Raw genomic sequence first — 11,657 nt, 5'->3', positions numbered from 1 at the left:
GCCCGCGAGCCCGCTCCCGCCTTCTTCTTCTTCCCTTCGTCCTCGTCCACGACCTCAAAGTCCGCTTCGACCGCTTCGCCGTCCGCCTTCGCGCCTTCTCCGCCGGCCGATCCCGCGGGACGCGTGGAGGAGGCGCCCTCGGCGCCGGTCGTTTGCGCATAAACCTTCTCGGCGAGCGCGTGCGAGGCCTTCTCCAGCTCCTGCATCCTCCGCTTCATCAGCTCGACGTTCTCCGACTTGATCGCGTCCTTCAGGTCGTTCGCCGCGTCCTCGACCTTCTTGCGCGTCTCCGGATCGATCTTCTCCCCGTGATCGCGGAGCGTCTTCTCGGCCGCGTAGGCGAGCTGATCCGCCTGGTTCTTCGTCTCGATCATCTCGCGCTTCTTCTTGTCCTCGGCGGCATGCGCTTCCGCCTCGGAGAGCATCCGCTTGACCTCGGCCTCGTCGAGACCGCTCGACGCCTGGATGCGGATCTTCTGCTCCCTTCCGGTGCCGCGATCCTTCGCCGAGACGTGAACGATGCCGTTCGCGTCGATGTCGAACGTCACCTCGATCTGCGGAATCCCGCGCGGAGCGGGTGGGATCTCGGTGAGATCGAACCGGGCGAGCGTGCGGTTGTTCGTCGCCATCTCGCGCTCGCCCTGAAGAACGTGAATGCTGACCGCCGGCTGGTTGTCCGAGGCGGTCGAGAAGACCTGGCTCTTCCTGGTCGGGATCGTCGTGTTCCGCTCGATGAGGCGCGTCATGACCCCGCCGAGCGTCTCGATCCCGAGCGAAAGCGGGGTGACGTCGAGGAGGAGGACATCCTTGAGCGCGCCGGTGAGCACGCCCCCCTGGATCGCCGCGCCGACCGCCACCACCTCGTCCGGGTTCACGCTCCGGTTCGGTTCCTTGCCGAAGAAGCTCTTCACCGCCTCCTGCACCGCCGGCATGCGCGTCGCCCCTCCGACGAGAATCACCTCGTCGATTCGATCCGCGCTGAGCCCGGCGTCCTCAAGCGCCCTCCGGCACGGACCGATCGTCCTCTCGACGAGATCCGCGGTGAGCTGCTCCAGCTTCGAGCGGGTGAGTGCGACGTCGAGGTGCTTCGGGCCCGAGGCGTCCGCCGTGATGAAGGGGAGGTTCACGGTCGTCTGCATCGTGCTCGAAAGCTCGCACTTCGCCTTCTCCGCCGCCTCTTTCAGCCGCTGGAGCGCCATCTTGTCGCTCCGCACGTCGATCCCCGTCTCTTTCCGGAACTCCTCAGCGACATAGTTGATCACCCGATGATCGAAATCGTCCCCTCCTAGGTGCGTGTCCCCGTTCGTCGACTTCACCTCGAAGACACCGTCGCCGAGCTCTAGGATCGAGATGTCGAAGGTTCCCCCGCCGAGATCGAAGACCGCGATCTTCTCGTCCTTCTTCTTGTCCAGCCCGTAGGCGAGCGCCGCCGCCGTGGGCTCGTTGATGATCCGCTTGACGTCCAGGCCCGCGATTCTTCCCGCATCCTTCGTCGCCTGCCTTTGCGAGTCGTTGAAGTAGGCCGGCACCGTGATCACCGCCTCCTTCACTTCCTCGCCGAGGAAGTCCTCGGCGGCTTTCTTGAGATACTGAAGGATCATGGCCGAGATTTCCGGCGGCGGGAGGGTGCGACCCGCGTGGGGAAGATCGACCCACGCGTCGCCGTTCGACGCCGCCGCGACCTTGTAGGGAACCAGCTTGATCTCTTCCCCCACCTCGTCCAGGCGGCGTCCCATGAACCGTTTGATCGAGAAGACCGTGTTCTCCGGATTCGTCACCGCTTGGCGCTTCGCCGTCTGCCCGACCAGCCGCTCCCCGTCCTTGGCGAAGGCGACGATCGAGGGGGTCGTCCTTCCGCCGTCCGGATTCGGAATCACCGCGGCCTCGCCGCCTTCCAGAACCACGGCCACGCACGAGTTGGTCGTTCCGAGGTCGATTCCGATCACCTTGCCCATCTTCGAATCCTCCTGCGAGCTTTATTCCTCAACATCCGATGGTTCTTTCGTTCCCTCCGAAACGGCCACCGCCACGAGCGCGGGCCGGAGGATCCTCTCCCCCGAACGATAACCGCGCCGGATCTCGGCCGCCACATGTCCCTCCGGGACCTCCGCGGACGCGATCCGATGGAGCGCCTCGTGTCGTTCCGGATCGAAAGGCCGGCCGATCGAAACGAAGGGCTCCACGCCGACTCCGGAGAGGGCGGCAAGAAACTTCTGGCGGATCAGCTCCATTCCGCGCCGGAAAGCCTCCGGGTCCGTTTGGTCGCCGGCGAGCGCCCGATCGAAATCGTCGAGCACGTCGAGGAAAGGAAGGGTCACGCCGGAGCGCGCGAGCCAGAGATCGCGCTCCCGCTCGCGCGCCGCACGCTTTCGATAGTTGTCGAGGTCCGCAGCCGCCCGGAGCCACTTGTCGGTCAGCTCCACGACGCGAGCCTGGAGCTCCTCGATCTCCGCGGCCCCGCTCCCGGCCCCAACTCCGCTCTCCGTTTCCGAAGCCGTCCCCTCGACCGGCTCGATGCTCGCGGGGCGTTCGATTTCCTCTGGGGGGACTTCCGGCTTGTTGAGCGGCCCCTCTCTTTCCTGCTTCTCTTTCGAGCTCTTGCCCATCCTCTCTCTTCTCTCTTCTCTCTTCTCTCTTCTCTTTTCTCTCTTACGATTCCATCCCCATGCGGCGGTCGAGAACATGCCGCAGGAAGCCGATCACCGCAACCGCCTTCTCGTACGGCATGCGGGTCGGGCCCACGACCCCCATCACGCCCGAGAAACGACCCATTCGATAGCGCGAGGCGACGATGCTGAAGAGCCTGAGCTCTTCCGCCTCGTTTTCCTCGCCGATCCAAACCGTCGCCCCCGATTCGGTCAGACGCCCCTCGAGAACGCTCGGGATCGATCGACCCTCCTTGAGAAGGGACGCGGCGGAATCGAGATCCCCCGCGCTCCGGAACTCCGGCTGCGCAAGGAGCGCGTCGAAGCCGGCGACCGACGGGCCCGGGTCGCGCGCCACCTCGAGAAGCTCCTCCGCCGCCCGTCGAAAGAGACGCGCGAAGGGGGTCGGCGGAAGGAGCGTCTCCCAATCGACCCCGAAGAGCATCCGGCGCACGCGCCCGATCGTGAGGCCGCCGAACCTCCGGTTCATGTCGGCGACGCCGGCCGCGATCTCTTCCTGTGCCGGCGGTTCCGCCGCCTCCGGAAGCGCCGATCGCACGAGCCCGGAATCGAGTGTGAGGAAGAACGCGACCCGTCCTCCCTCTTCGCGGGTGGCGTAGAGACGCCGGAAGAGCGCCTCGTCGACGCGCGGGGGCGAGGCGAACCCCATCTGTCCGGAGAGCGCGTTGAGAAGTTCCGCCAGGGAGATCGGCAGGCGCTCCGGCGAAGGGGCCGCTCTCTCGACCCCGTGAAAAACCGTCTCCTGCACCTCGCGCGTGAGCGGGGCCGGCCGCATGATCTCGTCCACGTACACGCGGTAGCCGCGATCGGTCGGGACGCGGCCCGCGGAGGTGTGCGGCCGTCGGATGAGCCCGCGCTCCTCCATCCGGCTCATCAGGCCGCGGATCGTTGCGGAGCTGTAGCCGAGCCCGGTGTCGGCCGCGACTCGCTTCGAGCCGACGGGGCGCGCCGTGTCGACGTACGTGCGCACCACCGAGCCCAAGATCTTCTTCTCCCGCTCATCGAGACGTGGTCTCACGGCGCAACCGCTTTCTTCACTTTGCCTTACAGGCCCGTTTCCAAGGTGTCGGAAATAAGCTACGTTCCGGCCGCCCGTTTGTCAAGGCGCCGGGCCCGCGCGAAAACCGCGCAAACCCTGATCGACTCCGGAGTTCCGCTCACGGCAGAAGCTCGAGGACGATTCGGTCCGCCCTCACGATGCCGCGCTCGCTAAGAAGTATCCTTCCTCTTCGCTGCCGCAAAAAGCCGCCTACGAGGAGGCGCCTGATCGCCTCCTCGGAGAGCGGGGATCGTCCGAGACGAAGTCCTCGTCCCACCGTCCGCGGATCGATGCCGCCGGAGCGCCGAAGCCCGAGAAAGATCCGCTCGCGTGCGCGCGCCGTGTCGTCGAGACGCTCCTCCTCGCCGAGCGGGAGAAATCCTGCCTGGAGCCGTTCCGCGTAGAGGATCGGATCGTCCAGGCTTCTCCTCCTGATCGGCCCGGCGGACGTGAGGGCGCCGGGGCCGAGGCCGATCACATCCCCGCCCGCGTGAAGAAGACGGAGGGCCCGAGACCTCTTCCCCGGCCTCGCGAAGTGGGCGATCTCGTAGCGCTCGAGCCCGGAATCCTCGAGCCGCGCCGCGGCCCGGCGGTACCGGCGCACCCACTCCTCCTCGCTCGGGGCGTCCTCTCTCGGTTCATGAAGCGAAACATGATCGATGGTTCTCCAATCAACGACCGATTCATCAAGCAATCTTTGCTCCCTGCCGTCGAGCGGGAGATCGAGGGCGATCGTCGGGAAGCCGGCCTCGCGGGCGCCGCGCGCGGCCGCGGCGATCCGTTCCGGTTCCTCCCCTTCCGCATCCTTCATGCAGACCCTGTCGAATCCGGCTTCGCGAAGCGCCGCGGGCTTTGCCCCTGCGAACGAGCGGACCGCCCCCTCGCATGTCCGTTCGCAACCGCTCGCAAAGGAGAACTCCGACTCGACGCCGCGGAGAAGGGAGGCGAGCCCCTTCGCCGAGAGCGCGAGAGGATCGCCGCCCCCGACCGCGAGGGAGACAACGCGCGTTTCCCCGGAGAGGCCGCCCGCTCGAAGGAGAGCCGCTTCTCGGCGCACGGCGTCCGCGAACCGCTCCTCCTCGTCCGGAGCGACCGCGCGATCCCAGGGGATGCTCAGGTAGAGTCCGCGTCCTTTCGGCATCGTACCGACCGGCGGCCCGCGAGAGGAGGAAAGCCGGCGAGAGAGCTTCTTGTCTATTCGCTCTCGTCGTCCACGCGCAAGACGGCGAGGAACGCTTCCTGCGGGATGTGCACCGAGCCGACCTGCTTCATCCGCCTCTTCCCCTCCCTCTGCTTTTCGAGAAGCTTCCGCTTTCTCGTGATGTCGCCCCCGTAGCACTTCGCGGTGACGTCCTTTCGGAAGGCCGGAACCGTCTCGCGCGCGATCACCTTGTTTCCGAGCGCGGCCTGGATCGCCACCGGATAGAGCTGCCTCGGGATCAGCTTCTTCAGACGCCGGGTGAGCTGTCTTCCCCACGCGTACGCCTTGTCACGGTGGACGATCACCGAAAGCGCGTCGACCGGATCGCCGTTCACGAGCACGTCGAGGCGCACCATGTCGGACGCCTGGAACCCGACGTGCTCGTAGTCGTACGATGCGTATCCGCGGGTCGCGGACTTCAGCCGGTCGTAGAAGTCGAGGACGACTTCCGCGAGCGGGAGACGGAAGCGAAGAAGCACCCGCGTCGGTTCGAGATACTCGAGCGCCGTCTGCTCTCCCCTCTTCTCCGTCAAGAGCTTCATGACGTTTCCCATGTACTCGCTCGGGACGATGAGCTGCGCGTCCACGATCGGCTCCTCGACCGCATCGAGATCTCCCCGGGAGGGAAGGTCGCGCGGGTTCTCCACGCGGATCACGCTTCCGTTCTTCATCACCGCGCGGTAGACCACGTTCGGCACAGTCCCGACGAGATCGAGCCCGTACTCCCGTTCGAGGCGTTCCTGAACGATTTCCATGTGAAGGAGCCCGAGATAACCGCAGCGAAACCCGAAGCCGAGGGCGTTCGATGTCTCCGGCTCGAAGACGAACGCCGCGTCGTTCAGGCGAAGCTTGTCGAGCGCGTCCCGGAGCGCCTCGTACATCCCCGGATCGGCCGGATAGAGGCCGCTGAAGACCATCGGCTTCGGCTCGCGGAAACCCGCGAGCGGCCGCTCCGCCGGACGCGAGACGCGCGTGATCGTGTCCCCCACGCGCGCGTCGCGCACCCTCTTGATTCCCGCAAGGAGATAGCCGACGTCCCCCGCCGACAGCATGTCGCACGGCACGCGCTTCAGCCGGAGGATCCCCACCTCGTCGACCGCGAACTCGGCGCCGTTCGAGACGAAGAGAATCCGGTCGCCCGCGCGAACGGTGCCGTTCACCACCCGCACGTAGACGCTCACGCCTCGGTATGAATCGAAGTCGGAATCGAAGACGAGCGCTTGGAGCGGAGCATCCGGATCGCCGGCGGGAGGCGGGATCCTCTCCGCCATCGCGCGGATCACCGCGTCCACTCCCTCTCCAGTGCGCGCGCTGATCCGAAGGATCCTCTCCCTCGGCTCGCCCGTGAGATCCGCGACCGCCGCCTCGACCGCCTCCACCCGCGCGGCAGGAAGATCGATCTTGTTGATCACGGGGATGATCGCAAGCCCGTGCTCCATCGCGAGGTAGAAGTTCGCGATCGTCTGCGCCTCGATCCCCTGCGCGGCGTCGACCACGAGAAGAGCCCCCTCGCACGCGGCGAGCGAGCGCGACACCTCGTAGGAGAAGTCGACGTGTCCCGGCGTGTCGATCAGGTTGAAACGCCACGTCTCGCCGTCCGGGTCCCGGTAGTCGATTCGAATCGCATGCGATTTGATCGTGATCCCCCGCTCGCGCTCGAGGTCCATGTTGTCGAGCACTTGGTCCCGCATCTCTCGCTTGCCCAGTGTTCCCGTCTTCTCGAGAATGCGGTCGGCCAGCGTCGACTTGCCGTGGTCGATGTGCGCGATGATGCAGAAGTTCCGCGTGCGGCTCTGGTCGGTTTCCGTCGTCGACATCGGCGGCGCCTCGATCGGAGCAGGGTTCCCTTCCCGCTCGATCAGTGAATGGGTCGGAAGAAGCGGCCGAACCTCGGGAGAAAGCGGTCCTTGTCCCAGGAGAAATAGAGGAACATCGCGAGCCCCTTGACGCGCTTTTTGTCGAGGAAGCCCCAGTAGCGGCTGTCCTGGCTCATGTTTCGGTTGTCTCCGAGCATGAGAAGGTGTCCGGGCGGAACCGTCGCCGGTCCCCACGTCGCGACCGAAGGAGCGGCCGGACCCTTGAAGACGGTGTACTCCTCGTCCCGCGCAATCCCGTTCACGTAGAGCACGTTGTCTCGGAGCTCGACCGTGTCCCCCTCCACCGCCACGCACCGCTTGATGTAGTCCTTCTCCACGTGCGGGGCGCGAAAGACGATGATATCCCCCGCGCGGGGCGCGCGAACCGCGGGGAGCCTCGTCTCGGTCCACGGAATACGCGCCCCGTACAGGAACTTGTTTGCGACAAGGAAGTCGCCGACGAGGAGCGTATCCTCCATCGACCCGCTCGGAATCTGAAAGGCCTGAACCATAAAGGTCCGAAGAAAGAGAAAGAGCACCGCCCCCACGAAGATCGACTCGGCGTGCTCCCGAATCCGGCTCGGCCTTTTCGCCGTCTGCGCCGCACGATTGCCGCTTTTGCGCGCCATACCTAGAACTCCAGCCTCACGGCGAGGGCCGCGCCCCCCTCGAGAGGGACGAGCCCGGCGGTCGCCCGCTCGACCTCCCGCACGTCGTCGGAGAATCCGACCATGTGGGCGTCCACGTACGCGTCGATCACGGAGTAGAGCGCGAGAAGCGAGCTCCACCAGACGAGGTCGCGCCGCGTGTCCCGGAGGTCCTCGTAGCGCCGCTCCAGATCCGCCGAATCCCACGCGGGCGCCGCATCGTTCATCCGCTCGCGATAGTATCCGGCCCGCCGGTCGACCGTGAACACGCGTCCGAGAAGATACGTTTGGAGGGCGAAAAGGACAACCGCTTTCTTCTCGCTGCCGTTGTGGAGCTGTCCCCATGCCGGGAACGCGAGAGAGCGCGCCGACGCCCAGAATGGAGACGCCTCCCGGCGGACGCTCTCCCGCTCCGCGCCCACCGCGGGCCACGCGAGAAGAACCGACAAAACGAGAACGCCGCCCCACGCGAGGCGGCGCGCCGATCGTGGCGGGAATGTGTGGGAATCGAACCCACCCCGGGTGGTTTTAGCACCCGACAGAAGGATTTGAAGTCCTCGGGGCCCACCAGAACCCATCCATTCCCGATGCATCGCGGTTCCGATCATTCTTCCCCGGCGAGAGCGACCGCCTCGATCTCGACGAGAGCCCCCTTCGGCAACGCGCCGACCTCGAACGCGGAACGAGCCGGAGGAGAGTCGCCGAAGAAGCGCGCGTAGACGCGGTTCATCTCATCGAACGCGGAAAGATCGGTGAGAAAGACGGTCGTCTTCACCACCCGGTCGAGCCCGGACCCTCCCGCCTCGAGGACCGCCTTCAGGTTCTTGAGAACCTGCTCGGTCTGTTCCGCCACGGTCTTCCCGACAAGCCCGCTCCCGTCCGGAGCGAGCGGGATCTGCCCGGCCGTGAAGAGAAACCCGCCGGCACGAACCCCTTGGCTGTACGGCCCGACGGCGCCCGGAGCTTTGTCCGTGCGAACCGCTCTTCGCTCGGTCATCGCGAGATCCTCCTACTCGACCGTGACGCTCTTCGCCAGATTCCTCGGCTGGTCCACGTTGCATCCTCGCTTCACCGCGATGTAGTACGCGAGAAGCTGCAGCGGGATCACCGAAAGGATCGGCGTGAGCGGCTCGATCGTGGGCGGAAGATAGATCACGTGCTCCGCCCACTTGTCGAGGAGATCGTCCCCTTCCGTCGCGATCGCGAGAACCCGCCCCTGCCGCGATTTCACTTCCTGGATGTTCCCGATCACCTTTTCGTAGGCGCTGTCGCGGAGCGCGATGAAGACGACCGGCATGTTCCGGTCGATCAGCGCGATCGGACCGTGCTTCATCTCCGCCGCCGGATAGCCCTCCGCGTGGATATAGCTGATCTCTTTCAGCTTGAGCGCCCCCTCGAGCGCGACGGGGAAGTTGTATCCGCGCCCGAGATAGAGGACGTTGTTGTTCTCGGCGTAGAGATCCGCGATGCGATGAATCTCCTCCGCGCGGTCGAGGATCGACTGCACCTGATCGGGGATCGCCAGTAGCGCGCGGATGATCCGCCGGCCGTCCTTCCGAGAAAGAGTCCCCCGCACCCTCCCGAGGAGAAGCGAGAGGATCGCGAGCACCGTCACCTGCGAGGTGAACGCCTTCGTCGAGGCGACCCCGATCTCGGGGCCCGCGTGGAGATAAACGCCGCCGTTCGACTCGCGGGCGATCGTCGAGCCGACCACGTTGCAGATTCCGAGCACGCGCGCTCCGTTCCTCTGGGCCTCGCGGAGCGCGGCGAGGGTGTCGATCGTCTCGCCCGATTGGCTGATCACGATAACGAGCGTCCCCTCGTCCACGATCGGCCTCCGGTAGCGGAACTCCGAGGCGTACTCCACCTCGACCGGGATGCGCGCGAAGTCCTCGATCATGTACTCGCCGATGAGCCCTGCGTGCCACGAGGTCCCGCACGCCGTGATCACGATTCGCTCGAGATCCTGAAGCGCCTCGATCGGAAGGTTCAGCCCCCCGAGGCGCGCCTTCCCCGATTCGAGCACGACGCGCCCCGACATCGCGTCCCGGATCGTGCGCGGCTGCTCGCAAATCTCTTTTTGCATGAAGAAATCATAGCCGCCCTTTTCGATCGCGGCGAGGTCCCAGAGGATCTTCTCCGGTTTCCTCTCGACGTGAACGTTGTCGAGGTTCGTGATCTCGACCCCCTCCCGCTTCAAGACCGCCATCTCCCGGTCGGCGAGGTAGATCATCTGGCGCGTGTGCTCGAGAATTGCGGCGGGGTCCGAGGCGACGAAGTTCTCTCCCTCGCCGATTCCGACGACGAGGGGAGATCCGTTCCTCGCGCCGACGATCTTGTCCGGCTCGCGCGAGGAGACGACGGCGAGCCCGTAGGCCCCGGTCACCTGATGCAGCGCCTTCTGCACCGCCTCTTCGAGCGGACCGCTGTTGTAGAAGCGGGCGATGAGATGCGCGAAGACCTCAGTATCGGTGTCGGTTTGGAAGATCGCGCCGTCCCGGATGAGACGCTTCTTGAGCGAGTAGAAGTTCTCGACGATCCCATTGTGGACGACCGCGATCGTCTCGCCCGGATCCGTGTGGGGATGGGCGTTCAAACGGGAAGGCACGCCGTGCGTCGCCCAGCGGGTGTGGGCGATTCCGACCGTTCCCTCGATCGGCGCGCGGGCGAGCTGCTCCGCGAGCTGCCCGATCTTCCCCGCGTCCTTCACGATCTCAAGCCTTTCGCCCGACACGATCGCAACGCCGGCCGAGTCGTACCCCCGGTACTCGAGACGCCGGAGACCGTTGATCAAGATGGGCGAGGCAGGCCTCCACCCGACGTACCCGATGATCCCGCACATTCCGTCTACTCCCCTGCGGCTACCGCGCGAGGACTTCGGTCACCGCGCGTTGCAGCTCCTCCGCCCCCTCGCGCGTGGCTGCCTCCGCGACCACGCGAACGACCGGCTCGGTGTTCGAGGGGCGCGCGTGGATCCAACCGCGCTCCCACGCCACGCGCACCCCGTCCCGCCGGTCTTCGGTCCCCTCGCCGAACCGCCTCCGGAGCGCCGTGACGAGCGCCCCTTCGTCCAGAGTCTCGGCAGAAAGCACTGTCTTCAGAAGGACATACGAGGGGAGGCTCGCGTCGATCTCCTCGAGGCTGCGGTTCGCGTCGCTCATCGCTTGAAGGACGATCGCCACGCCGACCGCCGCGTCCCGCATCGGGTGAAGGGCAGCGACCATCGCCCCACCGTTCCCCTCCCCCCCGACCACTGCCCCGTGAGTTTTCATTCCCTCCGCGACGTGCGCCTCACCCACGGGCGTTCTATGGAAAGGAACCCCGTAGCGCGTGGCAAGATCCTCCGCGCATCGGGTCGTGGAAAGGTTGACAACGACCGGCCCGGGATCGCGGGCGAGGACGAAGTCGACCACGATCGAGACCGTCCTCTCCTCGCTGAGGGCCCTCGCCTCACCCGTCACGAGCGCGAGGCGATCCCCGTCCGGATCAAGAGCGAAGCCCACATCCGCCCCCGATCGCCGAACCTCGGCTTGGAGGTCGGCTAGGTTCTCCGGCTTCGGCTCCGGCGGCCTCGGGAAGCCGCCGCTCGGCTCGCAGTGGAGAGGCTCCACCGCGCAGCCGAGCCTTGCGAGAAGCTCCCTCGCGAGGCGCGCCCCCGCTCCCCCGCAACCGTCCAAGACGACCTTCCAGCCTTTCCGCGCGACGCGCGCCGCGTCGATCCAAGGCAGCCGAAGGATCCCGTCCAGATGCTCCGCTTCCACGTCCGGCCCGGTCGCGACCGTCCCGACCCGGTCGTGCGCGACATAGACCGGTTCTTCCTCGCGAAAGCGCCGGGTCATCTCCGCCCCCTCCGCCGCCCCGAGGAAGAACCCCTCTTCGTTCACGAACTTGAGCGCGTTCCACTCGATCGGGTTATGGCTCGCCGTGACGAGCACTCCGCCTCCCGTCTCGCGGCGGCTCGCGGCGTACAACACCGACGGGGTCGGGCAGATCCCGCAGTCGAGGACCGAGCAGCCGGACGCGGTGAGACCGGCGACGAGCGCGTGACGGACCATCGGGCCGGTCGGCCGCGTGTCGCCCCCGACCAGGATCGGACGCCCCCGCCGCCCGGCCGCGTAGGCGGCCGCGAGACGCACGATGAGGTCCGGCGTCATGCTTGCGCCCACGATCCCGCGCGCACCGGATATGCCGAGCTTGAGACCCTTCAACATCAACCTCTGAGGGGTAAAACTCCGTGTGACGCCCGCG

The 11,657-nt window shown here is 66.4% G+C and carries 10 protein-coding genes and 1 tRNA gene; all 11 read right to left on the bottom strand.

All coding sequences use genetic code 11. The features are described from left to right. Nucleotides 1–1,955, bottom strand: a 1,955-nt coding sequence (dnaK, locus tag FJY73_01590; protein ID MBM3319357.1) for a molecular chaperone DnaK, incomplete at its 3' end; no start/stop codon positions are given. A gap of 21 nt (nt 1,956–1,976) precedes the next feature. Beyond that, the gene (locus tag FJY73_01585) at nt 1,977–2,606 is read right to left on the bottom strand and encodes a nucleotide exchange factor GrpE (GenBank protein MBM3319356.1); all 630 of its coding nucleotides are present in this window, start codon (nt 2,604–2,606) and stop codon (nt 1,977–1,979) included. Nucleotides 2,607–2,649: 43 nt separating this feature from the next. Further along, entirely contained in the window at nt 2,650–3,684 is a 1,035-nt protein-coding gene (gene hrcA, locus FJY73_01580; GenBank protein ID MBM3319355.1) for a heat-inducible transcription repressor HrcA, read from the bottom strand. Nucleotides 3,685–3,823: 139 nt separating this feature from the next. Continuing rightward, nucleotides 3,824–4,846 (bottom strand): hypothetical protein, encoded by a 1,023-nt coding sequence (locus FJY73_01575; GenBank protein ID MBM3319354.1) that lies wholly within the window; start codon nt 4,844–4,846, stop codon nt 3,824–3,826. 53 nt (nt 4,847–4,899) lie between these two features. Next, nucleotides 4,900–6,723: an elongation factor 4 gene (gene lepA, locus FJY73_01570; GenBank protein ID MBM3319353.1), complete on the bottom strand. Its 1,824-nt coding sequence runs from the start codon at nt 6,721–6,723 to the stop codon at nt 4,900–4,902. A 41-nt stretch (nt 6,724–6,764) separates the two neighbouring features. Continuing rightward, the gene (gene lepB, locus FJY73_01565) at nt 6,765–7,391 is read right to left on the bottom strand and encodes a signal peptidase I (GenBank protein MBM3319352.1); all 627 of its coding nucleotides are present in this window, start codon (nt 7,389–7,391) and stop codon (nt 6,765–6,767) included. Nucleotides 7,392–7,393: 2 nt separating this feature from the next. Continuing rightward, on the bottom strand, nt 7,394–7,858 hold the full coding sequence (locus FJY73_01560) for a hypothetical protein (GenBank protein ID MBM3319351.1): 465 nt from the start codon (nt 7,856–7,858) through the stop codon (nt 7,394–7,396). Between the two features lie 39 nt (nt 7,859–7,897). Beyond that, a tRNA-Sec gene (locus FJY73_01555) sits at nt 7,898–7,995 on the bottom strand. Nucleotides 7,996–8,013: 18 nt separating this feature from the next. After that, on the bottom strand, nt 8,014–8,406 hold the full coding sequence (locus tag FJY73_01550) for a RidA family protein (GenBank protein ID MBM3319350.1): 393 nt from the start codon (nt 8,404–8,406) through the stop codon (nt 8,014–8,016). 12 nt (nt 8,407–8,418) lie between these two features. Continuing rightward, entirely contained in the window at nt 8,419–10,251 is a 1,833-nt protein-coding gene (gene glmS / locus FJY73_01545) for a glutamine--fructose-6-phosphate transaminase (isomerizing) (GenBank protein ID MBM3319349.1), read from the bottom strand. 19 nt (nt 10,252–10,270) lie between these two features. Continuing rightward, nucleotides 10,271–11,620: a phosphoglucosamine mutase gene (gene glmM / locus FJY73_01540; protein ID MBM3319348.1), complete on the bottom strand. Its 1,350-nt coding sequence runs from the start codon at nt 11,618–11,620 to the stop codon at nt 10,271–10,273. Between the last annotated feature and the right edge of the window lie 37 nt (nt 11,621–11,657).

It is taken from the genome of Candidatus Eisenbacteria bacterium (genome assembly GCA_016867715.1).
GTDB lineage: Bacteria > Orphanbacterota > Orphanbacteria > Orphanbacterales > Orphanbacteraceae > VGIW01.
This window is presented reverse-complemented; position numbering and strand designations above follow the sequence as displayed.